25 protein-coding genes are annotated in these 26620 nt (G+C 73.3%); 18 read left to right on the top strand and 7 right to left on the bottom strand.

Annotated elements, in window-relative coordinates:
* Window positions 1-75: 75 nt before the first annotated feature.
* Together ABZX65_RS00965 and ABZX65_RS00960 are read left to right on the top strand one after the other, a co-directional pair.
* Window positions 76-1122, top strand: a complete 1047-nt coding sequence (locus tag ABZX65_RS00965) for a hypothetical protein (protein ID WP_355332920.1) — start codon at window positions 76-78, stop codon at window positions 1120-1122.
* A 168-nt stretch (window positions 1123-1290) separates the two neighbouring features.
* A complete protein-coding gene (locus ABZX65_RS00960) occupies window positions 1291-5472 on the top strand; it encodes a carboxypeptidase regulatory-like domain-containing protein (protein ID WP_355332918.1) in 4182 nt (1393 codons plus the stop codon).
* A gap of 75 nt (window positions 5473-5547) precedes the next feature.
* Here ABZX65_RS00960 and ABZX65_RS00955 read toward each other — a convergent pair whose 3' ends face one another.
* The 3 genes from ABZX65_RS00955 to ABZX65_RS00945 all read right to left on the bottom strand — a co-directional run bounded on the left by ABZX65_RS00955 (window position 5548) and on the right by ABZX65_RS00945 (window position 7845).
* On the bottom strand, window positions 5548-6207 hold the full coding sequence (locus ABZX65_RS00955; protein ID WP_355332916.1) for an alpha-ketoglutarate-dependent dioxygenase AlkB: 660 nt from the start codon (window positions 6205-6207) through the stop codon (window positions 5548-5550).
* The gene (locus ABZX65_RS00950) at window positions 6204-6905 is read right to left on the bottom strand and encodes a GntR family transcriptional regulator (RefSeq protein ID WP_355332913.1); all 702 of its coding nucleotides are present in this window, start codon (window positions 6903-6905) and stop codon (window positions 6204-6206) included. Before ABZX65_RS00950 ends, ABZX65_RS00955 begins: the two co-directional genes overlap by 4 nt.
* A 154-nt stretch (window positions 6906-7059) precedes the next feature.
* A complete protein-coding gene (locus tag ABZX65_RS00945; protein ID WP_355332910.1) occupies window positions 7060-7845 on the bottom strand; it encodes a polysaccharide deacetylase family protein in 786 nt (261 codons plus the stop codon).
* A gap of 429 nt (window positions 7846-8274) precedes the next feature.
* Here ABZX65_RS00945 and ABZX65_RS00940 point away from each other — a divergent pair, with 429 nt between their 5' ends.
* The 6 genes from ABZX65_RS00940 to ABZX65_RS00915 are packed head-to-tail and all read left to right on the top strand — an operon-like array spanning window position 8275 to window position 13689.
* A complete protein-coding gene (locus ABZX65_RS00940; protein WP_355332907.1) occupies window positions 8275-9774 on the top strand; it encodes an ATP-binding protein in 1500 nt (499 codons plus the stop codon).
* Window positions 9771-10193 carry a roadblock/LC7 domain-containing protein gene (locus tag ABZX65_RS00935; RefSeq protein ID WP_355332904.1) on the top strand — a complete coding sequence of 141 codons (423 nt, stop codon included), beginning with the start codon at window positions 9771-9773 and terminating at the stop codon, window positions 10191-10193. Before ABZX65_RS00940 ends, ABZX65_RS00935 begins: the two co-directional genes overlap by 4 nt.
* Window positions 10190-10555, top strand: coding sequence for a DUF742 domain-containing protein (locus tag ABZX65_RS00930; RefSeq protein ID WP_355332902.1), 366 nt, complete (start codon window positions 10190-10192; stop codon window positions 10553-10555). Before ABZX65_RS00935 ends, ABZX65_RS00930 begins: the two co-directional genes overlap by 4 nt.
* Window positions 10530-11156 carry an ATP/GTP-binding protein gene (locus ABZX65_RS00925; RefSeq protein WP_355332899.1) on the top strand — a complete coding sequence of 209 codons (627 nt, stop codon included), beginning with the start codon at window positions 10530-10532 and terminating at the stop codon, window positions 11154-11156. The genes ABZX65_RS00930 and ABZX65_RS00925 overlap by 26 nt, the downstream gene beginning before the upstream one ends.
* Window positions 11156-12457: a cytochrome P450 gene (locus tag ABZX65_RS00920; protein WP_355332897.1), complete on the top strand. Its 1302-nt coding sequence runs from the start codon at window positions 11156-11158 to the stop codon at window positions 12455-12457. Before ABZX65_RS00925 ends, ABZX65_RS00920 begins: the two co-directional genes overlap by 1 nt.
* Window positions 12454-13689 carry a cytochrome P450 gene (locus ABZX65_RS00915; protein ID WP_355332895.1) on the top strand — a complete coding sequence of 412 codons (1236 nt, stop codon included), beginning with the start codon at window positions 12454-12456 and terminating at the stop codon, window positions 13687-13689. Before ABZX65_RS00920 ends, ABZX65_RS00915 begins: the two co-directional genes overlap by 4 nt.
* A 76-nt stretch (window positions 13690-13765) precedes the next feature.
* On the opposite strand, the gene ABZX65_RS00910 is transcribed toward ABZX65_RS00915, so the two are convergent.
* Window positions 13766-14704, bottom strand: coding sequence for a 5'-3' exonuclease (locus ABZX65_RS00910; RefSeq protein WP_355332893.1), 939 nt, complete (start codon window positions 14702-14704; stop codon window positions 13766-13768).
* A gap of 48 nt (window positions 14705-14752) precedes the next feature.
* Here ABZX65_RS00910 and ABZX65_RS00905 point away from each other — a divergent pair, with 48 nt between their 5' ends.
* Complete coding sequence (locus ABZX65_RS00905; RefSeq protein ID WP_355332891.1) at window positions 14753-15502, top strand: helical backbone metal receptor; 750 nt, start codon at window positions 14753-14755, stop codon at window positions 15500-15502.
* A 15-nt stretch (window positions 15503-15517) separates the two neighbouring features.
* Here the strand turns inward: ABZX65_RS00905 and ABZX65_RS00900 are convergent, their stop codons facing one another.
* Complete coding sequence (locus tag ABZX65_RS00900) at window positions 15518-16639, bottom strand: TDT family transporter (RefSeq protein WP_355332889.1); 1122 nt, start codon at window positions 16637-16639, stop codon at window positions 15518-15520.
* Between the two features lie 70 nt (window positions 16640-16709).
* On the opposite strand from ABZX65_RS00900, the gene ABZX65_RS00895 reads away from it, so the two are divergent.
* Both ABZX65_RS00895 and ABZX65_RS00890 read left to right on the top strand, forming a co-directional pair.
* The gene (locus tag ABZX65_RS00895) at window positions 16710-17660 is read left to right on the top strand and encodes a LysR family transcriptional regulator (protein ID WP_355332886.1); all 951 of its coding nucleotides are present in this window, start codon (window positions 16710-16712) and stop codon (window positions 17658-17660) included.
* A 141-nt stretch (window positions 17661-17801) separates the two neighbouring features.
* Window positions 17802-18794, top strand: a complete 993-nt coding sequence (locus ABZX65_RS00890; RefSeq protein ID WP_355332884.1) for a DUF2510 domain-containing protein — start codon at window positions 17802-17804, stop codon at window positions 18792-18794.
* A 78-nt stretch (window positions 18795-18872) separates the two neighbouring features.
* Here the strand turns inward: ABZX65_RS00890 and ABZX65_RS00885 are convergent, their stop codons facing one another.
* Window positions 18873-20075: an amino acid deaminase/aldolase gene (locus tag ABZX65_RS00885; RefSeq protein ID WP_355332882.1), complete on the bottom strand. Its 1203-nt coding sequence runs from the start codon at window positions 20073-20075 to the stop codon at window positions 18873-18875.
* Window positions 20076-20240: 165 nt separating this feature from the next.
* Between ABZX65_RS00885 and ABZX65_RS00880 the strand changes: the two genes are divergently transcribed.
* From ABZX65_RS00880 to ABZX65_RS00865, 4 genes are all read left to right on the top strand, one after another.
* Window positions 20241-21341, top strand: coding sequence for a hypothetical protein (locus ABZX65_RS00880; protein ID WP_355332879.1), 1101 nt, complete (start codon window positions 20241-20243; stop codon window positions 21339-21341).
* The gene (mycP, locus tag ABZX65_RS00875; protein WP_355332876.1) at window positions 21338-22573 is read left to right on the top strand and encodes a type VII secretion-associated serine protease mycosin; all 1236 of its coding nucleotides are present in this window, start codon (window positions 21338-21340) and stop codon (window positions 22571-22573) included. The genes ABZX65_RS00880 and mycP overlap by 4 nt, the downstream gene beginning before the upstream one ends.
* Window positions 22574-22582: 9 nt before the next feature.
* The gene (locus ABZX65_RS00870) at window positions 22583-23317 is read left to right on the top strand and encodes an SseB family protein (RefSeq protein WP_355332873.1); all 735 of its coding nucleotides are present in this window, start codon (window positions 22583-22585) and stop codon (window positions 23315-23317) included.
* Window positions 23318-23541: 224 nt separating this feature from the next.
* On the top strand, window positions 23542-24300 hold the full coding sequence (locus ABZX65_RS00865) for an MIP family channel protein (protein WP_355332870.1): 759 nt from the start codon (window positions 23542-23544) through the stop codon (window positions 24298-24300).
* A gap of 64 nt (window positions 24301-24364) precedes the next feature.
* Here the strand turns inward: ABZX65_RS00865 and ABZX65_RS00860 are convergent, their stop codons facing one another.
* Window positions 24365-24718, bottom strand: a complete 354-nt coding sequence (locus tag ABZX65_RS00860; protein WP_188281368.1) for a DUF1844 domain-containing protein — start codon at window positions 24716-24718, stop codon at window positions 24365-24367.
* A gap of 360 nt (window positions 24719-25078) precedes the next feature.
* Between ABZX65_RS00860 and infC the strand changes: the two genes are divergently transcribed.
* From infC to rplT, 3 genes are all read left to right on the top strand, one after another.
* Window positions 25079-25744, top strand: a complete 666-nt coding sequence (gene infC / locus ABZX65_RS00855) for a translation initiation factor IF-3 (protein WP_355333576.1) — start codon at window positions 25079-25081, stop codon at window positions 25742-25744.
* A gap of 110 nt (window positions 25745-25854) precedes the next feature.
* Window positions 25855-26049: a 50S ribosomal protein L35 gene (rpmI, locus tag ABZX65_RS00850; RefSeq protein WP_327291998.1), complete on the top strand. Its 195-nt coding sequence runs from the start codon at window positions 25855-25857 to the stop codon at window positions 26047-26049.
* Between the two features lie 98 nt (window positions 26050-26147).
* Window positions 26148-26531, top strand: a complete 384-nt coding sequence (gene rplT / locus ABZX65_RS00845) for a 50S ribosomal protein L20 (RefSeq protein WP_018564305.1) — start codon at window positions 26148-26150, stop codon at window positions 26529-26531.
* Window positions 26532-26620 lie beyond the last annotated feature (89 nt).

The following is a 26620-nucleotide window of genomic DNA, read 5'->3' as shown; positions in this document are numbered from 1 at the left end:
AATGATGTGCGACGGCCGTGGCGCGCCTGTGTGAATCGCCGGTCACGGCGGCCCGTGAGGGCTACAGTCCCGATCATGAGCGAACGTCCGTTTGAGGCTCTGGGGTTGAGTGCCGACGCGGACCGGGCCTACCCGTTGCTGGTGGCCACGCGGGGAGTGGCCGATGCGGAACTGGCTCGGCAGATGGGGGTGTCGAGGGCGCGGGCGGAGGAAGCCTGCGGGGAGTTGGCCGGGCGCGGCCTGGCGAAGCTCGGGCGCGACGGGCGCTGGTATCCGGTGCCGCCGCAGAGCACGCTGCTGCCGCTGGTGTCCCGCGCCCAGGAGCAGTTGCGGCGCGGCCGGGAACTGCTCGACCGGCTGGGCGTGGAGTACCAGCGGGTGCACGAGGGCCACCGGGCGGAGGAGATCGTCCGGGTGGTCGAGGGCCAGGCCGCCATCGGCCGCTGGGCGGAACAGCTCCACGCCTCGGCCGTCTCGGAGTTGATGGCCTTCGTCCGTACCGACAAGGACACGGCGGACGACACCGTCCCCGATCCGCTGGCCTGCGGCTCGGCCGCCGTGCCGGGGATACGCCGCCGGGTGGTCTTCGAGCGGGCGGGCCTGGAGTCGATGGGCCTGGACCCGCTGGCCGCGCTCGACCCGCCGGGCACCCGGCAGCAGGCGTTCGTCCGGGTCACCGACCGGCTGCCGGTCCGGCTGTGCGTCGCCGACCACTCGCTGGCGCTGCTGCCGCTGCCCGCCGACGCGCGGCCACCGGACCCGGTGATGCTGGTGATCCGGCCGAGCGGACTGCTCGACGCGCTGGTCACGCTCTTCGAGTCGGTGTGGGCGGACGCGGTGCCGCTCGGCCGCCCCGACGCCGGACCCTCGCCGGCCCGCGTCGACGCGGGACCGGCCCGCAGCGCCGTCCAACTGCGCATCCTGGCCATGCTGGTGAGCGGCAGCACGGACGCGGCGATGGCCCGCGCCCTGGGTGTCGCGGTGCGGACCGTGCAGCGGCACATCGCGGCGATGCAGCGGGACGCCGGAGTCGACAACCGTATACGGCTGGTCTGGCACGCGGCCCGGCACGGCTGGCTGGACGACGGATACGGACGCGGTGAGGTTGTGCCGTCTGGTTGACGTGAACGCGACGTGCAGTTCCGGTGTGGGTGATGTCAGGTATCCGACAATCACTTCGGGTTCCAGTGGTGCGTGTGAGGCACAGGTATACGCCAGCGGTTCGATCGGACCGCAACCGGCCACGACCTCGTCATGGCACGGTCCCCTCCGGCATCACGGAGTCCCGCCTTGCGCATATTTCCCAGACGGAGCGGAGGTCGGCGCGCCGCTACCGCGGTAGCCGCCCTCGCGTCGGCCACCATCGCCCTGCTCGGCCTTCAACTGCCCGCCGCGGCAACGGCGTCCGCCGCACCCTCCTCCCGGCCCGACGTCGTACGGCAGTGCGGCGACGCCCAGCCGGGTCAATTCCGCTGCTTCGCGCTGCGCCGCACCGACGTGGCCGCGCACAAGGGCATCCAGCCGCTCGCCGCCACCCCGGCCGGCTTCGGTGCCACTGATCTCCAGGACGCGTACAACCTGCCCGCCGACGGCGGCGCGGGCCAGACCATCGCCATCGTCGACGCCTACGACGACCCCACCGCCGAGGCGGACCTGGCGATCTACCGGGCGCAGTACGGCCTGCCCGAGTGCACCACCGCCAACGGCTGCTTCAAGAAGGTCAGCCAGCGCGGCGGCACCGACTACCCGTCACCCGACCCCGACTGGGCGGGCGAGATCTCGCTCGACGTCGACATGGTCTCGGCAGCCGCCCCCAACGCCCACATCCTGCTCGTCGAGGCCGACTCGGCGAACTTCGCGGACCTGGGCGCCGCGGTGGACGAGGCGGTCGCGCTCGGCGCGAAGTACGTCTCCAACTCCTACGGGACCGGCTACAGCAGTACGCCGGGCAGCGGCGAGGACCCGTCCGAGACCACGGACATGGACCCGTACTACAACCACCCGGGTGTCGCGGTGGTCGCCTCCTCCGGCGACGACGGCTTCGGCGTCAGCTACCCGGCGGCCTCGCAGTACGTGACCTCCGTCGGCGGCACCGCGCTCGCCAAGGACACCGGCACCAGCCGCGGTTGGACCGAGTCCGTGTGGAACAACACCTATGGCGGCCCCGGTTCGGGATGCTCGCTCTACGAGCCCAAGCCGGCCTTCCAGACCAACGGCTTCTGTGACAAGCGGTCCGTCGCCGACGTCTCCGCGGTCGCCGACCCGGTCACCGGCGTCTCCGTCTACCAGGGCTACGGCGGCAACGGCTGGGCGGTCTACGGCGGCACCAGCGCCTCCTCCCCGCTGATCGCGGGCGTGTACGCGTCGGCCGGCACCCCGGCCACGGGCACGTACCCGAACTCCTACCCGTACGCGCAGGCCGGCGCCCTCAACGACGTCACCGCGGGCAACAACGGCACCTGCTCGCCCACCCAGCAGTGCACCGCGGGCCCCGGCTACGACGGCCCGACCGGCCTCGGCACCCCGAACGGCCTGGCGGCCTTCCGCAGCGGCCCGCACGGCGTGCTCACCGGCAAGGTCACCGACCACGCCACCGGGGCGGCCATCGCGGGCGCCAAGGTGACCGCGGGCGACTACAGCGCCACCTCCGACGCGACCGGCGGCTACAAGCTGGACGTCCCGCCGGGCAGTTACGACCTGACCGCCGCCGCCTACGGCTACGCGAGCAAGACCGCGTCCGCCGTCGAACTGGCCGACGGCGCCACCGTCACCACCTCCTTCGCCCTGGACGCGGTGGCCAAGCAGACCGTCGCGGGCAAGGTCACCGACGGCTCGGGCCACGGCTGGCCGCTGTACGCGAAGATCACCGTCGACGGTGTCCCCGGCGCGCCGGTCTACACCGACCCCGTCACCGGTGACTACTCGCTGACGCTCCCTCAGGGCAGCGCGTACACCCTGCACGTCAGCGCCAACTACCCCGGCTACAAGACGGTCGACAAGAGCCTCCAGATCGGCACCGCCGACCAGACGCTCAACGTCCCCGTGCCCGTCGACCCGTCGTCCGACCAGGCGCCCGGCTACGCGGTGCACCTGACCGGCAGCAGCGAGGCGTTCACCTCCACCACCGGACCCCCGGCGGGCTGGTCGGTGACCAACGCCGACAGCACCAACGGCGGTTGGGTCTTCAACGACCCGGGCGCCCGCGGCAACAGGACCGGCGGCAGCGGCGGTTTCGCCAACATCGACAGTGACAACATCGGCCAGGGTCTCAGCCAGGACAGCTCGCTGCTGTCCCCGTCCTACGACCTCACCGACGTCGCCGCCCCGGTGCTCGGCTTCGACACCGACTACAAGGCGTTCAGCAACTCCACCGCCGACGTGGACGTCTCGACCGACGCGGGCGCCACCTGGACCACCGTCTGGCACAAGACGACCACCTCGGTGGCCGGTCCCACGCACGTCGAACTCCCGCTGGCCGACTACGCGGGCAAGAGCGACGTACGGCTGCGCTTCCACTACAAGGGCAACTGGGCCTACTGGTGGCAGCTCGACAACGTTTTCGTCGGCAAGCGCACCTACGACCCGGTCAGCGGCGGCCTGATCGTCGGCAACGTGACCGACGGCAACACCAAGGCGGGCGTCAACGGCGCCACCGTCACCAGCACCGACGCGCCCGACGACCACACCACCACCAACGCCACGCCCGACGACCCGAACCTGGGCGACGGCTTCTTCTGGATGTTCTCGCACCTCACCGGCAAGCACCCGATCACGGCCACCGCGTCGAAGTACACCTCGGCGACCGCGACCGTGAACGTCCCCAGGGACGGCGTCGGTTCGCACAACCTCGCCCTCAAGGCGGGCCAGATCAAGGTCACCCCGGCGAGCATCAGCAAGACCGTCGCCTGGGGCAAGAGCGCGAGCCAGGTCGTGACGGTGAAGAACACCGGTAACGCCCCGGCCACCGTCACCCTCGGCGAGACGCCGGGCGGAGTCGTCCTCCAGAAGGCCGGCGGCGCCCCGCTCAACCTCGTCAAGGGCCACTACTCGCCGCTGTCGCTCACCACGCACGGCGCGAGCGCCAAGAAGGGCGCGCTGTCGCCCGGCGGCAAGGCCACCACCGACGCCGCCGCCAACGCGCAGGGCGCGGCGGGCGACGCCTGGCAGACCATCCCCGACCTGCCCGTACCCACCGGTGACAACGCGGTGGCCGTGCACGACGGGACCGTCTACTCGGCGTTCGGCTTCACCGGCGTGGCCGACACCAGCGACCTGTACGCGTACAGCGCGGACAGCGGCGCCTGGACCAAGCTCGCCTCCGCCGCCGACACCCGTGAGGCCCCGGTCCACGGCGTGATCGGCGACAAGTTCTACGCGGCCGGCGGCTGGGGCGCCAGCGGCAACCCGGACGCCAAGCTGGAAATCTACGACATCGCCTCCAACACCTGGAGCACCGGAGCCAATTCGCCCAAGCCGTACGCGGGCGCGGGCAGCGCGGTGCTCAACGGCAAGCTGTACTCGGTCGGCGGCTGCACCGCCAACGCGTGCGGCACCGCCGACGTCACCTCCTACGACCCGGCGACCAACACGTGGGCCAGCGCCGCCGCCTACCCGGAGCCCATCGCCTGGGAGTCCTGCGGCGCGGTCACCGGCAAGCTCTACTGCTCCGGTGGCACCACGGACGCGGGCAGCACCACTCACGCGTACGTCTACGACCCCGCCGCCGACTCCTGGTCGCCGATCGCGGACCAGCCGACCGACGCGTGGGGCGCCACGTACACCTCGGCCAACGGCGTGCTGCTGGTCAAGGGCGGTGCCATCAACGCGGGCGCCGCGCTGACCAACCAGACGTGGGCCTACCAGCCCACCGACAACACCTGGACGGCGCTGCCCAACGCCAACGCCTCGCTCTACCGCGGCAGCGGCGGTGCCGGCTTCTACTCGGTCGGCGGCCTGGCGGGCCAGACCCCGGCCAAGAACGCGGAAGTGCTCCCCGGCTACGACCAGCCCGACGTCACCGATGTCACCTGGCTGTCGGAGAGCGCCACGTCCGTCACCGTCGCACCCGGCGCCAGCACCACGCTGACCGTCACCCTGGACGCGTCCGTCCCCGAGATCACCCAGCCGGGGACGTACTCGGCCTCGATCGGCCTGGCCAGTGACACGCCGTACAGCATCGCCCCGATCCCCGTGTCGCTGACCGTCAAGCCGCCAGCCACCTGGGGCAAGATCACCGGCACTGTCAGCGGCGGCGGATCGCCGCTGGCCGGGGCCACCGTCCAGATCAACACCTGGGCGACGCACTACACGCTGAAGACCGCCCCCGATGGCACGTACGCCCTGTGGCTGGACGTCCGCAACAACCCGCTCCAGCTCATCGTGGCCAAGGACGGCTGGCAGCCGACCGTGGCCACCGTGAAGATCACGAAGGGAGCGACCGTCACCAGCAACTTCACCTTGCTGAAGGACTGATCGGGACTCCTTCGCAGCAGCGTGCCCCCGTCGCCGGTTCCCACCGGCGGCGGGGGCGCCGCCGTGCGAGGGGCGTCAGTCGGTGAGGCCGGTGACGCGCAGCGTCAGATTGAGGCGTCCGCCGCTCAGCCCGACGGCCGGATCGCCGGTTCCCGGCAGGACTTTGGGCACCCCGTGGAAGGCGTAGCGGGACGGCCCGCCGAAGACGAAGAGGTCACCGGAGGCCAACTCCACGTCGGTGTACGGCCTTCCGCGCGTCTCGGTGTTGCCGAAGCGGAAGACGCAGGTGTCGCCGATGCTCAACGACACCACCGGGGCACCGGACTTCTCGTCCTTGTCCTGGTGCATGCCCATCGTGGCGCCCTCGCCGTAGAAGTTCACCAGCACCGTGTCCGGCGCGTACGCCGCCCCCGCGGCCCCGTCCTCGTACGCGTCCGCCACCGCGCGGCGGCCCAACTCGCCGAGCCGCTCGGGGAACGCGGCGACCCGGGCGCCGTTCACGTCGTGCGCGATCCGCGAGTACGCGTACGGGCTCCAGTGCCAGCCCAGACACATCGTGTGCACCGACATGACGCCGCCGCGCGGCAGCCGGGTGCGCCGCATCGGCACCGGGCCGCGCGCCCACGCGCGGCACGCCGCCACCAACTCGGCCTGTTCCTCGGGGGAGAGCCAGCCGGGCACGTGGACGGCGCCGGGCGCGGGCCGCGAGCGCGGCCGGGGGATGAGCGCGTTCACGCCGCGCTCCTGGCCCGCGCCTCGCGCAACAGGCGGGCGATGACGTCGAGTTCGGCCGAGGCCAGGCGCTCGGCCGCGTCCGCGTCGCCGTCGAGCACCGCCGCGACCAGCGCTTCGTGACCGTCAGGACCCGCGGTCCCCAGGGCCAACAGGGCCTCGCGCAGCGCGGGCGCGAACTCGGCGAACAGATCGGTGAGTACGGGATTGCCGGCCGCGGCCACCAGCGCCGCGTGCAGCGCGAGGTCGGCGTCCACGCGGGCCGCCGGATCGGCGGCGGCCTCCGGCCGGGCGGCGCGTGCGGTGGCCGTGAGCGCCGAGGTCAGCGCTGCGTCGAGCGCCGCCGCGTCCTCGCCGGTACGGCGCCGCGCCGCCAGCCGTACGGCCCGCGTCTCCAGCAGCGCGCGCACCTCGTGGACGTCCGTCGCCGCCGCCCTGCCGAGCTTGGCCGACCACTCCTCGACCGGTTCGGTGGCGATGACGAACACCCCGGCGCCCTGGCGGGTCCGCAGCTGCCCGGCACCGGCCAGGGCGCGTACCGCCTCGCGGACCGTGGACCGGCCGACACCGAGCGACGCGGCGAGCGCCGTCTCGCCCGGCAGCCTGGCGCCCACCGGCCAGCGCCCCTCGGCGATCTGGTCCCGCAGGCGCTGCGCGGCCTGCTCGACGAGCGGACTGGGGCGCAGTGATCCGACGGTCATCGGCGTCTCACCTCGCGGGTCTCAGGTTCTCTGAGGAGTCGTCCCAAGATCAGTTTACTCGGGGCCACCGGGACGGCGACCCGAGCGGGACGGCGGCCGAAAGCGGGGCTCGATGCGCGGGAGGGGCGCACGGGCCCGGTGCGCGGGAGGGGCCTCAGGGCTTGTAGATCTTCCCCGGCTCCGGCTTCGCGGGGGCCATCAGCTCCGGCACGGTCACCAAGGTGTAGCCCTCGGCGCGCAGCGAGTCGATGATCCCGGGCACCGCGGGCACCGTCCCCTTGTAGAGGTCGTGCAGCAGGATGATCCCGTCCCGGTGCGCGTCCTTGAGGATGCGCTTGTGGATCAGCGCGGAGTCGGTGGTCGCGTAGTCGCTCGCCGTGTCGTTCCACAGCACCAGCGACAGGCCCAACTCCTTGGAGATCTTCGCGACTTCCTTGTTGGTACGGCCCTGCGGCGGGCGCATCAGCGTCGGCCGCTTGCCGGTCAGTTTCTCGACCGCCGTGTTGAGCCGGTCCAACTCGGTGCGGATCTCGGCCGGTTTGAGGTCGGTCAGCCTGCGGTGGGTCCAGGTGTGGTTGCCCAGCACATTCCCGTTCCGCCCCATCTGCGCGACCAGGTCCGGGTACTTGTCCACGTGGTTGTGGCCCAGCAGGAAGAAGGTGACCCGCACCTTCTTCTCGTCGAGGACCTTCAGCAGCGCGGGGGTGTGCTCACTGGGACCCGCGTCGAAGGTCAGCGCGATGCACTTGGCCTTGCGGCAGTCGACGGCCCCGGCGGGCAGCGCCGCGTCGGCCCCGGCCTTCTTCGCCGCCGCGTTCCGCGCGCTGCGCGGGGACTGCGTGTCATAGGTGGTGCACCCGCTCAGCGCCGTCGCCAGCGCCACCGCCGCCACCGCGGCTCCGGCGCACCGGCGTCGTATGGCTGAGGGCGTTCCTGGCATGGCGGGTCCTCCGGGTCTGTGCGTGGGCGCGCCGCGCGGTGGCTCGGAACGGCACCGCGCGGCTGCGTACGGCTGCTCGGCACGGGGCTCCGCCCGGCCCGCCGCGCGGGCTCGCCGGGCGACATCCGTGCGAAGTCTGTATGTCCGCTCTGTGTCTGCTGAGCGGACGGAGACTCACCCTACACACCCGCTATGTACGGCATGTATAGCGGGGTGTTTCGGCCACGCCGCAGGTGGGACAGGGGTGCCCCGGTGCATGAATGTCCGTTGTGTCGACACTTCGGGCAGAACCGGTCGCCCTCGTGCCATATCGAAAAGGATCTTCGTGCAAAACAGCGCGCGACCGATCGGTTCCAGTGTGTACTGGGCACGGCCCGCCCCCGGGCGGCCCGCCGTCCCGCCGTTCCCTGATCCTCCGAGGCCGATTCGATGATCGAGATACCGGACCTGGCCGTCGCCGGCCTGGCCGCCGGGACCGTGTCCGCCTTAGTGCTCGGCGGCGGCCTGCTGCGCTCCTTACGGCACAGGACCCGGCAGCGCGCGGAGATCGCCGGGCTGCGGTCCCGGCTCGACGAGGCGCGGCAGGAGACCGAACGGGTCACCACGGCCGTCGCCGCCGAGATCGCCCACCTGGCCGCCGCGCGCATCCCCGCCGAGGCCACCCGCGCCGCCCACCCGCACGTCCGGGTGCCGGGACCGCTGCACCCCGGAACCCTCGGCGTCCGGGCCCCCGCCGACATCGAAGCCGCCCTGGGGGACGTCCTCACCGCCGTCCTCGCCGCGACCGCCCGGGAGCGCGAGCGGGTCGACGCAGCCGCCCGCGCGGGCATGCGCGGCGCCACCCGCGACATCCAGGCCGGGCTCTACCGCCTCCAGGACGTCCTGCGCGGACTCCAACAGCGTTACGACGAGCCCGAGTTGGCCCAGACGCTGTTCGCCCTCGACCACGAGAACGAGCAGTCGCTGCGCCGCGCCCAGGTGACGGCCGTGGTGTGCGGGGCCTGGGTCGGCCTGGCCCGCGAGGAGTCGCACCTGGTCGAGGCGGTGACCGGCGGCCAGTCCCGGCTCGTCGGCTACCACCGCGTCCGGGTCAACAACCACCTCGAACCCGGTACGGCGCTGGTCTCGCACGCCGTCGAGCCCGTCGCCATCATCGTGGCCGAGCTCTTGGACAACGCGCTGCGGCACTCCGCGCCCGACACCGCCGTGGTGGTCAACCTCGAAGCCGTCCACCACGGTGTCTCCGTCACCGTGGACGACTCCGGCGTCGGCATGGCCGCCGACGAGCGGGCTTACGCGCAGAAGATGGTCGCGGGCACCGACCCGATCCTGCTCTCCGACCTCGGCGACCCGCCGCGCATGGGCCTGGCCGCGATCGGCCAGCTCACCCGGCGCTTCGACCTGTCCGTCGACCTCTCCTCGCCGTCGCCCTACGGCGGCGTCCGGGCCGTCCTGCTGGTCAGGAAGCACCTGCTCAGCCATATCGACCCGGTCGAGCAGCCGCCCGCCGCCAGCACGCCGCGCTCCACCCGCCCGGCCGTCGCGGACGACGGCGCGCCCGACCCGGCCCACGCCCGCGCCGGGTCCCCGGCGGACACCGAGCCCGGAGCCGTATCGGCCTCCGCGGCCGTACGCGAGACGGCGGCCGGGCACCAGCGGGCGGCCGAGACGGACGCCGGACCCGAACCGGACGCCGGACCCGGGGCCGACAGCGGTACGGGGGCCGACGACACCGCCGCGGAGGTGCTGCCGCAACGGCGACGCAAGGCCCGCGCCGCCCACGGGAGGGCGGCGGAGAACGGGACCGCCGCCGCGCCCGCGGCACCCGCCCGCACACCGGAGGAGGCCGCCGCGGCCCTCGGCGCCCTCCAGGCCGGAACCGCCGCGGCCAGAAACGCCGTCGACACCGAAGGGAACGACCCGCGATGACCAGCCGCGACACCGGCGACACCGCGTGGGTGCTGGATCCGATCCTGGAGATCCCGCATGTCACCGCAGCCGTCCTGCTCACCAGGGACGGTCTCGTCTCCGGGTACTCGGAGGCGCTGTCCCAGGCCACCGCCGAGCGCACCGCAGCGATCACCAGCACCGTCCAGGGCGCCTGCCGTACGGCCGCCGCCGCCTTCGCGGACCGGACCGACGCGCGAATCCGGCAGGTGGTGATCGAGTCCGACCACGGCTACATCCTGGTCGCGCCCACCGAACACGGCACGTGCGTGGCCGCGTTCGGCGGTCCCGAGGTCCGCCTCGACCTGCTCGCCCACCGGGTCCACTCGCAGGTGGCCAGGCTCGGCGAGAAGGCCATGACCGCCGCGCCCCGCGCGGGCGATGGCGGCACCGCGGAATGACCGGCCGCCGGACCGGCCGCCCGCTGGTCCCCGCCTATCTGTCCACCGGCGGGGTGGCGCGGCCGAGCCGGGACAGCCTGGAGCGGCTGTCGGTGCTGACCAGCACCGACGCCGACGGCGCGATTCCCGCCGAACTCCCCGCCGCCCAGCACGCGTTGCTGGAACTGCTGGACGGCGGATCCCTCACCGTGGTGGAGACGGCGGCCCTGCTGGGGCTGCCCGTCTCCGCCGTCCGGGTCCTCGCCGCGGAGCTGACCGACCGGGGGCTGGTCAGCGTCCGTCCGCCCGTACCCGTAGCCGACCTGCCGGAACCCGACCTGCTGAAGAGAGTGGCCGATGGCCTCCGCGCCCTCAAGCACTGACCCCCACCGAGGCGACGTACATCTGCCGGACAGCGCCCGCGAGTTGGTGAAGATCCTGGTGGCGGGTCCGTTCGGGGTGGGCAAGACCACGCTGATCGACTCGGTCTCCGAGATCCGCCCCCTGCACACCGAGGAACACCTCAGCGAGGCGTCCGCCGCCGTCGACGACCTCGACGGCGTCCGTGACAAGACCACCACCACCGTCGCCATCGACTTCGGCCGGATCAGCATGGCGGGCGGCGTCGTCCTGTACCTGTTCGGCACCCCGGGGCAGGAACGGTTCCGCTCGCTGTGGGCCGACATCGCGTACGGGGCGCTGGGCGCGCTGGTGCTGGTCGACACCCGCAGGATCAACGACTCCTTCGACGTCCTCGGCCTGGTGGAGGAGACCGGCCTGCCGTACGCCGTCGCGCTCAACACCTTCCCCGACGCGCGGACGTACACCGAGGCCCAGTTGCGGCAGGCGCTCGACCTGGAGCCCGGCACGCCGATGGTGGCGTGCGACGCGCGCGACACCAACTCCTCCGTCGACGCGCTGCTCGCGCTGGTGCAGCACCTGATCGACCGCAAGGACGCCGACCCAACGCCCGGAGCCCTCTGATGAATCACCCTCCCGCAGCGCCCTCTCCCGCGCCCGCCGCGCCGTCTTCCTCCCCATCGTCCTCCTCCGCGCCCGCCACTCCCGCCGACACCTTCGCCCGGTCGGCGCCGGTCCGGCTCTGGGAGGACGGCTTCGCCGCCGACCCGCACCGCTACTACGCGGCGCTCAAGGCGCAGGGCCCGCTCGGCTGGGCCGAACTCGCGCCGGGCGTACCGGCGTACGTCGTCACCGACCGGCGCGCCGCGCTCGACCTGCTGCGTGACGCGGAGACCTGGTCGCACGACCCGCGCCCGTGGGAGTCCACGGTCGCCGAGGACGCGCCGATCCTCGGCATGATGCGCTGGCGGCCCAACACCCTGTTCTCCGACGGCGACGTGCACGTCCGCTACCGCCGCGCCTTCGCCGACGCGGTCGACCTGGTGGAACCCGCCGATCTGCGCGAGCGGGTGCACCGCGCGGTGGACATCCTGATCGGCCGCTTCGGACCCGTCGGCCACGCCGACCTCGTCGCCGACTTCGCCCGCCCGCTGATGTCGCTGATCTTCAACAACCTCTTCGGGCTGCCGGACAGCGAGAGCGGCCGACTGGAGGTCGCGCTCGGCAAGATGATGGAGGGCGGCGTCCAAGCGGCCGAGGGCGAGGCCGAGTTCGGGGCGTACGTGCTCGGACTGATCGCCGCCAAGAGCGAGACCCGCGGCCCCGACCTGACGAGCTGGCTGCTGGACCACCCGGAGGACCTGACGGCCGAAGAGGTGACCTGGCAGGTCTTCCTCACCCTCGGCGCGGGCCACGAGCCGACCGCGAATCTGGTCTCCAACGCGCTGTCGCGCATCCTCGGCAACCCCGACTTCTACACCACGCTGACCAGCGGCTCCCGCCCGGTCATGGACGCCGTCGTCGAGGTCCTGCGGTACGAGACGCCGCTGTCCAACTACGGCATCCACTTCGCGCGCGAGCCGCTGAGCTTCCACGGCGTGTGGGTGCGGGCGGCCGTGCCCGTCGTCATCTCCTACGGCGCGCTGGGCCACTTCGCCGAGCAGGAGTCGGGCGGCGCCCACCACCCGGGCGACGCCTCCCACCTGTCCTGGTCGGCGGGCGAGCACTCCTGCCCGGTCAAGCAGCACACCCTGCTCATCGCCACCGAGGCCATCGAACGCCTCACCCAGTGGCTGCCCGACCTGGAACCGACCACCGACCGCGACCGCCTCACCTGGCGGCCGGGCCCGTTCCACCGCTCGCTGACGGCGCTGCCCGTCCGCTTCACCCCGCGCACCCCCGACCAGACCGGAGACCGCGCATGACCGCGCCCGCCGCCCGTGTGGCCATCGACCCGTTCGGCACCGACATCCCCCTGGAGAGCGCCGAGTTACGGGCGCTGGGCCCGGTGGTGCCGGTCGAACTGCCGGGCGGCATCCCGGCCTGGGCGCCCACCGGCTACGACACGCTCAAGTCGCTGATCCTCGACCCGCGGGTCAGCCGCGACCCGCGGCAGCACTGGGCGCTGTGGTCCGAGGTCGGCGACCACCCCGCCTGGGGCTGGGTCCTCGGCTGGGTCGGCGTGGTCAACATGCTCTCCACGTACGGCTCCGACCACGCCCGGCTGCGCAAGCTCGTCGCGCCCAGCTTCACCGCCCGGCGCACCGAGGCGATGCGGGTCCGCGTCGAGACGATCACTCAGGAGCTGCTGAGCGCACCGGAGTTGGCGGCGGCCGACGGCCGGCCGGTCGACCTGCGCGCCGCGTACGCGCACCCGCTGCCGATGCGGATGATCTGCGAACTCTTCGGCGTCCCGGACCACTTGACGGAGGCGACGGGCACGCTGATCGCCGCCATCATGGACACCTCCGACCCGACCCCGGAGCACGGACGGTTCGTCCAGGAGCAGATCGGTGTCGTGCTGCCCGCGCTGATCGGCCACAGGACCGAGCACCCCGGCGACGACATGACCACCGAGCTGATCCGGATGCGCGCCGAGGACGGCGACCGGCTCAGCGACGAGGAGTTGCTCTACACCCTGCTGCTGGTGATCGGCGCCGGGTTCGAGACCACGGTCAACCTCATCGGCAACGCGGTGGTCGCGCTGCTCACACACCCCGGCCAACTCGCCGCCGTACGGGCGGGGGAGATCGGCTGGGACGCGGTCATCGACGAGGTGCTGCGCGTCCACCCGTCGATCGCGGCGCTGCCGCTGCGCTTCGCGGTCAGCGACATCACGGTGGACGGGGTCACCATCCCGGCGGGCGACGCCATCGTCACCACGTACGCCGCCGCCGGCCACGACCCGGCGCACTACGGGCCCACGGCCGCCGAGTTCGACGCGACGCGGGCCGCCGACGACCATCTCGCCTTCGGCATCGGCGTGCACCGCTGCATCGGCGCCCCGCTGGCCCGGATGGAGGCGCGCACCGCCCTCCCGGCCCTCTTCGAGCGCTTCCCCGACCTCCGACTCGCCGTCCCGCAGGACGAGTTGAAGCAGGTGCCGTCCTTCATCGCCTACGGCTGGCAGCGAATCCCGGTCCATCTGCACGGCTGACGCCGCTTGCCGTACGGCCGCACGCGAAGGCCCCCAGCACGTAAGGGCAGCACGTCAAGGCCGCACGTGAGGAGGATCAGCGCGCGCCCTTGGCGGCGAGCGTGTCCAGCAGCCGGGTCAGCGAGCCGCCGAGCCCCCAGCGCTCCGCGAGCGACTCCAGCACCTCGGGGTCGGCGGCCTCGCCCGGCAGCGTCGGATCGAAGTCCGGCAGCGGTACGTCGGCGGCGACGGCCACGACCTTGGGCGCCACGTCGAGATAGGCGGCGGCCTCCACGATGTTGCGCCGCCTGGCCGGAGTCAGCTTGGACATCGGGTCGGTCGCGGCGGCCCGCACACCGGCCAGGTCCCCGTACTCGGTGACGAGTTGGGCCGCCGTCTTCTCACCGATGCCCTTCACACCGGGCAGCCCGTCGCTCGGGTCGCCGCGCAGCGCCGCGAAGTCCGCGTACTGCCCGGCGCGCACCCCGTACCGGTCCTGGATGGCCGCCTCGTCGATGACGTCGCAGTCGCCGACGCCCTTGCGGGGGTAGAGCACGCGCACGCCCCGCGCGTCGTCCACGAGCTGGAACAGGTCGCGGTCCCCGGTGACGATCGCGACCGGCGTGCGGGAGGCGGTGGCGAGGGTGCCGATGACGTCGTCCGCCTCGTAACCGGCGACGCCGACCCGGGTGACGCCGATCGCGTCGAGCACCGCCTCGATCACCGGCACCTGCGGGGACAGCGTGTCGGGCACCTCCTCGACGCCCTCGGTGTCCTCGACCACGCGGTGCGCTTTGTACGACGGGATCAGGTCCACCCGCCACTGCGGGCGCCAGTCCGCGTCCATGCAGGCGACCAGCGCGGTGGGGGAGTGGTCGGCGACCAGCCTGGCGATGAAGTCCAGCAGCCCGCGCACCGCGTTCACCGGTGTGCCGTCCGGTGCCTTCACCGATTCGGGCACCCCGAAGTAGGCGCGGAAGTACAGGCTCGCCGTGTCGAGCAGGAGCAGTTTGCCGCCGGGCGTGTCGTCAGTCACGGCGCCAGCATCGCACGGGGGTCGGACAGTCCGTCGTACGGTGGGCGGGTGAATCAGGGCCGTTACGCCGTACGCCGGGTGGTCTCGCTGGTGCCGTCGCTGACCGAGGCGGTCGCCGCCACCGCGCCGGAACTGCTGGTCGGCGCGACCGACTGGTGCACCCATCCGGCGGACCTCGACGTGGTGCGGATCGGCGGCACCAAGAACCCCGACGTGCCCGCCGTCGCCGCCCTCGCCCCCGACCTCGTGGTCGCCAACGAGGAGGAGAACCGCGCCCCCGACCTGGCCGCGCTGCGGGCCGCGGGAGTGCGCGTCCTGGTCACCGACGTACGGACGCTGCCCCAGGCGTTCGGCGAGCTGCACCGGATGCTGGTCGACGGCTGCGGGGTGCCGCGCCCGCGGTGGCTGGACGAGGCGGAGGCGGCCTGGCGGGGGATTGCGGCGGCGCCCGCGGTCACGGCGACGGCGGTCGTGCCGATCTGGCGGCGGCCGTGGATAGTGCTCGGCCGCGACACCTTCGCCGGTGACCTGCTGGCCAGGCTCGGCGTGCGCAACGCCTACGCCGGACACGCCGAGCGCTACCCGGCGGTCCCGGTCGAGGAGCTGCGGGCCGTGGGCGCCGACCTCGTCGTCCTCCCCGACGAGCCGTACCGCTTCACCGCCGACGACGGCCCCGAGTCCTTCCCCGGCCTGCCCGCCGCCCTGGTCAGCGGTCGCCATCTCACCTGGTACGGGCCCTCGTTGGTGCGAGCGCCCGCCGTCGTGGGGGCCGCGCTGAGGGCGGCGCGCACGTACTGAGACCGGTCAAGCCCGTCACCCCGTGGGCGCCGCCAGCAGCCGGCCGCTCACCGTCCCCCGCAGCGTGCCCGCGCCCGCCGCCAGCCAGGCCACGACCAGCGCCGCGTACAGCCCGACCGCCAGCCAGCCCAGCGCGTGCAGACCGGTGTGCCGGGCCAGGCTCGCCGCGCCGGTCACGCAGGTGCCGACCGGGAAGGTGAAGGCCCACCAGGTCATCGCGAACGGCATCCCGCGCCGGGCCGCCCGTACCACCAGGGCCGCCGCCACCGCGAGCCACAGCAGCGCGAAGCCCATCACCGGGACGCCGTACAGCACCGCGAAGCCGCGCAGCGCCGTCGCGTACGGGGCGGGGACGGCGCCGGAGGCCACGTCGGCGCCCTGGCCGACCGCCGTCGTGGACTGCCCGAGCGGACCGAGCACCAGGAAGAGCGTCGGGGTCAGGGCGAGCGGCAGCGGCCCGCGGCGCACCAGGCGCGACCACACCAGCGGCAGCATCGTCAGCGTCGCCAGCAGGCTCAGCCCGAACATCGCGTAACAGCCCAGCAGCAGCGCCTCCCTGGCCTGCACGGCGTCGGCGGGCAGACGCGGGATCAGCGCGGGCCCGGTGGCCGCCGCGACCATCGGCGCCACCACCGGCAGCAGCCACACGGGCGACGCGTCGTCGAGGCCGATCCGGTGTCTGGCCACCATCAGATACGGCACGGCCGCCGCGACCAGCAGCGACGACGCCGTCCCGACCGCCCACAGCGCCGCGTCGACCGTGACCGCCGTACGCTCCCCGAGCACCGGCGGCCCGAGCAGCAGCGTGCCCGCGCCGACGGCCAGCAGCGCCATCGGCAGACAGCCGTAGAACGGCGCCACGGCCGGGTCGCGCAGATGGCGCCGCGCCTGGTCGGTGTGCCAGGCCCAGTGCGCGCAGCGGGCCGCGAGGACCGCGACGAGCAGGACCGCGGACAGCGCCCACACCCCGGTGCACACGTCCCGCAGCCAGCGCTGCCCGCCCGGCAGCGCCACCCCGGCGTTCGCCACGATCGCCGTCCCCATGACGGTGGCGTACCAGTTGGGACCGACGTGCCGTACCGCGGGGACACGGGTACGGACCTGGGCGAACGGCTGCGCGGCGTGAACAGTGGCCATGCTCCGACCCTCCCCTCCCGCGGGCCGCCCCGGTAGAGCCCGCGAGGCTATGAGGGCATAACGTGGGCTTATGGCTCAGCCGTCCACCGCGCCGCCCCCATCAGGCACTCCGCTCGCCCGCCGGGTCCCCGACCTCGCCGCCATGGAGCTGCTGCTGGCCGTCGCGCGGCTCGGCAGCCTCGGGCGGGCCGCGCGGGAGCTGGGCATCAGCCAGCCCGCGGCCAGCGGGCGGCTGCGCGGCCTGGAGCGGCAGCTCGGCGTGGCGCTGGTCCGCCGCTCGCCCGGCGGCTCGCGCCTCACCGACGAGGGGGCGCTGGTCAGCGAGTGGGCGCGCAAGGTGCTGGAGGCCGCCGAGGCGTTCGACGCGGGCGCGCGGGCGCTGCGCGGCAGGCGCGACTCCCGGCTCCGGGTCGCGGCCAGCATGACCGTCGCCGAATACCTGCTGCCCGGCTGGCTGATCGCCCTGCACGGCAGCCACCCGGACACGGCCGTCTCGCTCGCCGCGGGCAACTCCGCGGCCGTCGCCCGGCAGGTGCTCGCGGGCACCGCCGACCTCGGCTTCGTCGAGGGCGTGGACGTCCCCGCGGGCCTGGACGCCGTCGTGATCGCGCAGGACCTGCTGCTGGTCGTGGTCGCGCCCGCCCACCCCTGGGCCCGCCGCCGCAAGGCGCTGACCGCGGCCGAACTCGCCGCGACCGCGCTCGTCCTGCGCGAGGAGGGCTCCGGCACCCGGCAGGTGCTCGACGCGGGCCTGGCGGGACACGGCGGCCCGGCCGTACCGCTGCTCGAACTCGCCTCGACCACCGCCGTGAAGGCCGCCACCGTCAGCGGCGCGGGGCCCGCGGTGCTCAGCGAACTCGCCGTCGTGGAGGAGCTGGCCGCCCGCCGCCTCGTCCGCGTCCCCGTCGCCGGTCTCGACCTCGGCCGGTCGCTGCGCGCGGTGTGGACGGCGGGCCACCGCCCGGCGGGCCCGGCGCGCGACCTGCTGACGCTGACCCGAGGCAAGAGCGGCAAGCGGTAAGAGCTGCGAGGGGCGAGAGGGACGGGCAGCACGGGGGACGGGCGGCCGTGCGGCCGGAAATCGCGGTGACAGAACGGGTGTAACCGGGCTGTGACCGACGCCCTTACGGGATTCTCATGCAGGGGCCATAGGGTGACGGCCGTGACGACGACGACCCCGCCCGGCTGGTATCCAGAACCCGGGCACACAGGCAACGGCCCGGCCATGGAACGCTGGTGGGACGGGAGTACGTGGACGGAGTACACCAGGACCGCGCCCGTCCCGGTGGACGCGGTCCAGCAGCCCTACGCGGGCTACCCCGGCACGCCGGGCTATCCGGGCGACGTCGTGGCCGGCGGCCCCGGCGGCGGCGGTCGCCGTACCGGTGCGGTGGTCATCGCGATCGTGGCCGCGCTCGTCCTGATCGGTGGCGTGGTCGCCGGAATCCTGGTCCTGGGCAAGGACGACAAGAGCGACAAGAACGCCTCGCCGACGCCCAGCGCCTCGGCGCCGCACCGAGGCGAGTCCCGGACACCGCGGTCGCCGGGCGGCGGGTCGCCCGACCCCGACTCCCCGGACGGCTCGCAGGGTCCCGACGGCGGCAGCGACGGCAAGGCCGTGGACGGCTACGACGGCATCAGGCTCCCCGTGCTCAACGGCTGGACCGGCACCTCGGGCGCCAACGGCATCGGCGCCAGCGTGGTCACCGGCGGCTACCCGTGCCCCGGCGACGCCACCAAGGACTGCGTGCGCGGCGGCGTCTTCGCCCAGCCCGCCGAGGCGCTCAAGCTCACCGCGACCGGAGCGGAGGCCGCCGCCAAGGCGGACATCGCGCAGAACGCGGCCGACGCGTACAGCACCGACATCTACGGCGCCACGACCTCGCACCAGCAGATCGCGTCGCAGCCGGTCACGGTCGCCGGACAGAAGGGGTACTTCGTCCGCTGGAAGATCGTCACGAAGTCCGGCACCAGCGGGTACGTGGAATCCCTCGCCTTCCCCTCGCCCCGCGACCCGAAGAACATCGCGGTCGTCCGCTTCGGCTTCGACATCGGCTCCAAAGCCCCGAGCCTGGCCGTCATGGACCAGATCACCCAGGGCATCAAGGCCGACAGCAGCGGCGGCACCGGCGGCACGGGCGGCACCGGCGTCTGACCCGCGGCCCGCGCGAGGCCGTACGCGGCAGGGGGCGGCGCCCGGACCCCGGGCGCCGCCCCCTGTCGCCTTCAGCGGCTACAGGAACGTCTTGCCCTCACCGCGGTACGTCGGCACCGTCGCCGTCACCCGGTCGCCCTCGACCAGGTGCAACTCGGCGAAGCGCTCGCACAGTTCACCGGCCTTCGCGTGCCGGAACCAGACCTTGTCGCCGATCAGCAGGTCGTCCGCGGGCGACCCCAGCAGCGGGGTCTGCACCTCGCCGGGACCCTCCTGCGGGTCGTAGCGCAGCCCCTCCGGCAGATACGGCACCGGCAGCCGGTCGGGCCCGGCCGCGCCGGACGCCGGGTAGCCGCCGCCGAGCACGGTCACCACGCCGACGCCGGGCCTGCGCACCACCGGCTGCGCGAAGAGCGCGGCCGGACGGCCCCGGAAGGACGTGTAGTTGTCGAACAGCCGCGGCACATAGAGCCCGGAGCCCGCCGCGATCTCGGTCACCGCGTCCTCGGCCGCGGTGGTCTGCACGCTGCCGGTGCCGCCGCCGTTGACGAATTCCAGCTCCGGCGCGACCGCCCGCACCGCGCGGACCGCCTCCGCGCGCCGCGCCGCCAGCTCCTTGCGGGCCGCCGACTGCATCAGCCGTATGGCCCGCGACCGCAACGGACGGCCCGCGACCGCGTCGCCGACCCCCGCGACATGCCCCTCGTACGCCATGATCCCGGCCAGCCGGAAGCCGGGCCGCGCGGTGACGGTACGGGCCAGCGCCGCCATCCGCTCCGGGTCGTGCAGCGGCGAGCGCAGCGCGCCGATCCGCAGCCGACCGCCCAACTTCCGCAGGCTGGTGTCCATTTCGAGACAGACCCGGACGGTCTCGTCGCCGCCGCCGCGGGCCGCGTCGATCAGGTCGAGGTGCGAGACGTCGTCCACCATCACCGTGACGGCGGCGGCCAGCTTGGGATCGGCGGCCAACTCCGCGAAGCCGTCCCGGTCCGCCGACGGATACGCCAGCAGGATGTCGGTGAAGCCCGCGCGCGCCAGCCACAGCGACTCGGCCAGGGTGAACGACATGATGCCCGCGAAGCCGTCGCGGGCCAGCGCCCGCTCCAGCAACGCCCTGCACCGCACCGACTTGGACGCCACCCGGATCGGTTTGCCGCCCGCGCGGCGCACCAGGTCGTCGGCGTTGGCGTCGAACGCCTCCAGGTCGACGATCGCCACGGGGGCGTCGAGATGGGCGGTGGCCCGGTCGTACCGGGTGCGGTCGGCAGCGCGTTCTGACATGTCGTGAAGCTTGCCAGACAGGGGCTACCGGGCGGTAGGGGCGTACGGGGCACGTCCGCCGCCGTGTCACGCGGACGGATGCCGGACGGCCTGCTGGACCACGACGTCCGGTCGACCCCGTAGAGTGACGCGCAAGCCGTGAGGACATGTCACGAGGGGGCGCCGGTGAGCACTGGAGTGGACAACGGAGGAGGCTCCACGTCCCCGTCGTTCCCCCCGCTCCAACCTCGCCGGGAACAGAGCCCGCAGACTCCGCCGACGGTCCCCCCGCACCCCGAGGGACCTCCGCCGCCCGCCACCGAACCGCCCCCGGCCGTCCCCCCGCCTCCGGCGCGGCCCCCCGCACCGCCCTACACCCCACCGCCCGCCGCCGCGCCGCGGTTCACGGCGTACGGTCCCGGCGGATACGCGCCCGCCGGATACGACCATGGGCCCGCGCAGGCCGTCGCCCCCGCCGCCCGCGGGGCTTCGGCCCGGATCTGGGCGGCGCTCTGCCTGGTGCTCGGGCTCGGCCTGATCGGCGGGGCGGTCGCCGGGAGCGCGATCAACCACAAGCCGCGGGCGGAGCCGCCGTTGGTGGACGGGAGCGTCAAGGCGTTCGCCGCCGTACGGGAGGTGTGGCGCAGCACGCCGGTCGACGCGCTGTTCCCGCGCACGGTGTCCGCGAAAGGCGCGGGTCCCGGCGGGGCCGACCGCGCGTGGACCAGGATCGGCGTCGCCGCGCCCGGCGGCTGCGCCGCCGCCTTCGACCCGCTGCTCCAGCAGGTACTCGCCCCGGTCGGCTGCGCGCGCCTGCTGCGCGCGACCTACGTGGACAGCACGTCGACCTCGGTCACCACGGTGGGCCTGCTGGTCACCACCGCCGAGTCGGCCACCATGCGCGGGTTCAGCGGACGCTGGGCCTCGCAGCACCTCGGCGACCGCGCGGACCTGATCCCGCGTCCGGTGGCCTTTCCCGGCACGGCCGCCGACTCCTTCGGCGTGAAGCAGCGGGGCAGCTGGGACGTGCAGGTCTCCGCCGACCTGCCCTTCGTCGTGTACGCGGTCACCGGCTTCGCCGACGGGCGCACCCTCACCCCGCAGTCCGCCGACAAGGCCACCAAGTCCGGCGCCACCAGCGTGGCCGCCCAGGCCGGCCTCGGCTACGACGCGACCGGCCTGGCCTCGGCCGTCGACGACCGCCTGCACAGCGCGGTGACCGCGTTGCTCAGGCCGTCCAGCGGTCCCGGCGGTCCCGGCGCCACCGGTACGGAGAAGTCCCGATGAGCCGCCCCTCCCGTCCCCCGGCCCGCCGCCTGCTCGGCGCCCTGACCTCGCTCGCCGCGGGCGCCGCGGCCCTCGCCCTGGCCGCCCAGCCCGCCGCCGCCGACGCCGTGCGCAACGCCGACTGGGCGCTGAGCGCCCTGCACGCCGAGAGCGCGTGGCGTACGAGCCAGGGCGCGGGCGTCACGGTCGCGGTGCTCGACACCGGGGTGGACGCGACGCACCCCGACCTGACCGGGCAGGTGCTGACGGGCAAGGACATGGTCGGCTTCGGCGCCGGCCGCGGCGACCGCTCCTGGGCCCGGCACGGCACGGGGATGGCCGCCATCATCGCGGGGCACGGCCACGGTCCCGGCCACGACTCGGGCGTCATGGGCATCGCGCCCAAGGCGAAGATCCTGCCGGTGCGGGTGATCCTGGAGGACAAGGACCCGCAGCGGTCCAAGGCGCGTACGAGCAAGGGCAACGCGCTGCCCGACGGCATCCGGTGGGCGGTCGACCACGGCGCGGACGTCATCAATCTCTCGCTCGGCGACGACAGCGCCACCGCCGCGCCCGTCGCCGCCGAGGACGAGGCGATCCGGTACGCGCTCGGCAAGGGCGTCGTGGTCGTCGCGTCCGCGGGCAACGGCGGCGAGGAGGCGGACCGTTCCTCCTACCCGGCCGCGTACCCCGGAGTGATCGCGGTCGCGGCCGTCGACAGGAACGGGCAGCACGCCGCCTTCTCCACGCGCCGCTGGTACGCGTCCGTCTCCGCGCCCGGCGTCGACGTCGTGATCGCCGACCCGGACCGCACCTATTACGAGGGCTGGGGCACCAGCGCCGCCTCCGCGTACGTCTCCGGCGCCGCCGCCCTCATCAGGTCCGCCGACCCGAGGCTGAGCCCGGCCCAGGTCAAGCGGGTGCTGGAGGACACGACGCGGGACCGGCCCAAGGACGGGCGCAGCGACGAGATGGGCACCGGTCTGATCGACCCGGCCGCCGCGCTGAAGGCCGCCGCGAAGCTGAGGCCCGCGCCCCCCGTACCGGCCGCAGTCGGCTATCCGCGGACGTACTTCAGCCCCGGCCCCGCGCCGCCGGTCCGCGCGCCCGAGCCCGCCCGCTTCCTCGGCGACGGTGTCGCGACCGTCTTCGCCGTGGCCGGAGCCGCCCTGGTCGTGGTCGCCGCGCTGCTGTGGTTCCGCCCCCGCCGCGCGGGACGGCCCGCCCACGGTCTGTCGGCGGACGGCGGATAGGGTTCCGGGGTGGCGCTGAAGAACATCCCCGACCCCGGTTTCTCCGACGACGACGGCTCGGCCGACGCGGCACTGGCCGACGCGTTGACCGGCTACGCGCGGGACCCCGGGACGGAGGCGGCCGTGGTCGCCGCGCTGCACGGGGCCCGGCTGCTGGTGCCGGTGGTCGCGGTGCTCGGCGAGGCCGAGACCGGCGAGGACGGGCTGCGCCGCGAGAAGAGCAGCGACATGGCGGTGCCGACGATCCAGGCGCCGGACGGGCGGCGGGCGCTGCCCGCCTTCACCTCCGTGGCGGCGCTGGCCCGCTGGCGGCCGGAGGCGCGGCCGGTCGCCGTACCGCTGGCGCAGGCCCTCCAGGCGCTCGCGCACGAGGGGGCCGACACGCTGCTGATCGACCTCGCGGGGCCGGTCACGTACGAACTGACCGGACCCGCCCTGCGCGCCGCCGCCCTCGGGCCCGGCCGCGCGGACCCGACCGCCGACCCCGCCGTACGGGAGGCGCTGCGGGCCGCGGTGGCCGCCGAGCCCGGTGTCGTACGGGCGCACCTGACGCCGGGGACCGACGGCGACGGCACGCTCGGCCTGGTGCTGGCGCCGGACGCCGACGTCCAGGAGACCGGGCGCAGGATCGCCGCCGCGCTGGCCGCCGACGAGGTGCTGCGGGCTGGCCTGGTGCGCGGCCTCGACCTGGCACTGCTGCCGCCGGGCGCCGTACTGCCGGGCGAGCCGCTGTTCGCGCGCTGAGACCCATGAGCTGAGCCTCGCGCGCTGAGACCCGTGAGCTGAGACCCGTGCGCTGGACCTCGTGCGCTGGACCTCGTGCGTCGAGCCGAAAGCCTTCGGGTGGGTGGCAGCGCTCCGGAACGCCGTCCGGACCGGTTAATTTGCCCTAAATGACCCGAGATGTGGATTTCATCAGCAAGGCCGAGAATGGCGTGAGCAGGCTGTGCTCGTCACAAGGAGGTCCGATGGACAAGCGAACAGTGACCTGTGAATTCCTCGGCACGCTCCTGCTGGTCTTCTTCGCCGTGGGGGCCGCCGTGCTGTCCGGCGAGTACATCGGCACCCTCGGTATCGCGCTGGCCTTCGGCTTCGTCCTGCTCGCGCTGGCCTACACCTTCGGCCCCATATCCGGCTGCCACGTCAACCCGGCCGTCACGCTGGGCATGCTGGTCGCCCGGCGGATCACGGTGCGCACCGCCGTCGAGTACTGGATCGCGCAGTTCCTCGGCGCCATCGCGGGCGCCGCGCTGCTCCTGCTGGTCGCCAAGCAGGTGCCGGGTCTCAAGACGCACGGCGCCTTCGGCACCAACGGCTACGGCTACCGGTCCGCGGTCGGCATCAACACCGCGGGTGCCTTCATCGCCGAGGTAGTGCTGACCTTCCTGCTGGTCTTCGTGGTGCTCGCGGTGACCCACCGGGTCGCGGTGGTCGGCTTCGACGGTCTGCCCATCGGTATGGCGCTCGCCGTCATCCACCTGGTCGGCATCCCGCTGACCGGCACGTCGGTGAACCCGGCGCGGAGCCTGGGCCCCGCGCTCTTCGCGGGCAGCCCGGCGCTCTCGCAGCTCTGGCTTTTCATCGTGGCCCCGCTGATCGGCGGCGCGCTCGCCGCCCTGGTCCACCAGGTCACCCACCCGGCGCTGGTCGCCGCCAAGGCCGCGCGGGCCGCCGCCGTCGACGAGGCGCTGGCCGACAAGGGGGACGGCGCGACCGAGGCGTCATGAGGTCCCGCGGGCCGCGCCGCCCGGCACCGGCCGCGCCGGTCCCGGACCCCCTCGGCGGCAGAGGTCAGACGTAGACGGGCCCGGTGTACTTCTCGCCGGGCCCCTGGCCCGGCTCGTCCGGCACCAGCGACGCCTCGCGGAAGGCGAGCTGGAGCGACTTGAGCCCGTCGCGCAGCGGGGCCGCGTGGAAGGAGCTGATCTCGGTGGCGCTCGCCGTCACCAGACCGGCCAGCGCCTGGATGAGCTTGCGGGCCTCGTCCAGGTCCTTGTGCTGCGGGCCCTCCTCGGCCAGCCCCAGATTCACCGCGGCGGCGCTCATCAGGTGCACCGCGACCGTGGTGATCACCTCGACGGCGGGCACATCCGCGATGTCGCGGGTGAGGCTGTCGAAGTCCGGGGTCTGTTGTTCGTCGCTCATGCCGCACACGATATGCCCCGTCCGGCGGATTACGGGCTTCGGTCAGCCTTTGGTATGGTGGGAGAACGACCGGCCGGGCACCCGTGTGTCCCGGCCATCAAGTGGAGGCTCCGATCTCCCACCTGGTTGGCCTTTCGGCCGACGGGTCCCCGGTCAGACGGTTTCCGGTCAGCATGACACCACCGGGCACCGTCCGATGCGCCCCGCGGAATAACGCGGCGGTGCTCCCCGGTTGTGAGGAGCCCCGCCTGTGTACCGTACGGGGCGTTTTTTGCGCCTTGGGTACGGGGTCGGAAGAACCAGACAGACTCATGCGCGGCTGTCGGCCAGTCAGCCGCGTGGTGCAACCGAGGAGGCCCCATCAGCGCCGAGCCCCGCATCAACGACCGGATTCGCGTTCCCGAGGTTCGACTTGTCGGTCCCAGCGGCGAGCAGGTCGGCATCGTGCCGCTTGCGAAGGCCCTGGAGCTTGCGCAGGAGTACGACCTCGACCTGGTCGAGGTCGCGGCGACCGCCCGTCCGCCCGTGTGCAAGCTCATGGACTACGGGAAGTTCAAGTACGAGTCGGCCATGAAGGCCCGTGAGGCGCGCAAAAACCAGGCGCACACGGTCATCAAGGAGATGAAGCTCCGGCCGAAGATCGACCCGCACGACTACGACACCAAAAAGGGTCACGTCGTCCGGTTCCTCAAGCAGGGTGACAAGGTCAAGATCACGATCATGTTCCGTGGTCGCGAGCAGTCCCGGCCGGAGCTGGGTTACCGGCTCCTGCAGCGGCTCGCGGAGGACGTCCAGGACCTCGGCTTCATCGAGTCGAACCCGAAGCAGGACGGCCGGAACATGATCATGGTCCTCGGTCCGCACAAGAAGAAGACCGAGGCAATGGCCGAGGCCCGCGAGGCGCAGGCCGCCCGCAAGGCCAGCCGCCTGGGTGAGGCCCCGGCCGACGACGACGACGTCTCCCACGACGAGGCCGTGTCCCACGACGACGTCGAGGTGCCGGACGAGGCCCAGGCCGACGCCTGAGACGAGACGAACACCCCGGAGCCTCCGGCTCCGGGCCGTAATGCAGGACTGACGCTCTCCGTGCGCCCACCGGCGGACGGGAGGGCCAGCGACGAGGAGACTACGGCGCCATGCCGAAGAACAAGACGCACAGCGGTGCGAGCAAGCGCTTCAAGATCACCGGCTCCGGCAAGGTGCTGCGCGAGCGCGCCGGCAAGCGCCACCTGCTTGAGCACAAGCCGTCCAGCAAGACGCGCGCCCTCACCGGCACCGTCGAGGTCGCCAAGTCGGACGCCAAGAAGATCAAGAAGCTTCTCGGCAAGTGACGGCGGTGCCCCGACGGGGGCACGCCGTTCCGATCCGGGACCTCATTCGCTTTCGGACCGTGTGAGCATCACCGCGGTCCCCTAGAAGGAGTTATCAAGTGGCACGCGTCAAGCGGGCAGTCAACGCCCAGAAGAAGCGCCGGGCAATCCTCGAGCAGGCCAGCGGTTACCGCGGTCAGCGTTCGCGCCTGTACCGCAAGGCCAAGGAGCAGGTCACCCACTCCCTGGTCTACAACTACAACGACCGCAAGAAGCGCAAGGGCGACTTCCGTCAGCTCTGGATCCAGCGGATCAACGCCGCTGCCCGCGCCAACGGCATCACCTACAACCGCTTCATCCAGGGCCTGAAGGCCGCCAACGTCGAGGTGGACCGCAAGATCCTCGCCGAGCTGGCCGTCAACGACGCGAACGCCTTCGCGGCGCTGGTCGAGGTCGCCCAGAAGGCACTGCCTTCCGACGTGAACGCGCCCAAGGCGGCCTGACGCCGACACGCGCCCTGTTCACGGTACGGTTCCGGGCCCGCGGGTGGTTGTCCCCTGCGGGCCTGTGCCATGCCCGCTTCACCCGTATC

Source organism: Streptomyces sp. NPDC003300 (assembly GCF_040610915.1).
Taxonomy (GTDB): domain Bacteria; phylum Actinomycetota; class Actinomycetes; order Streptomycetales; family Streptomycetaceae; genus Actinacidiphila.
Note: the sequence above shows the minus strand (reverse complement) of the source record. Positions and strands in the feature narration are given on the sequence as shown.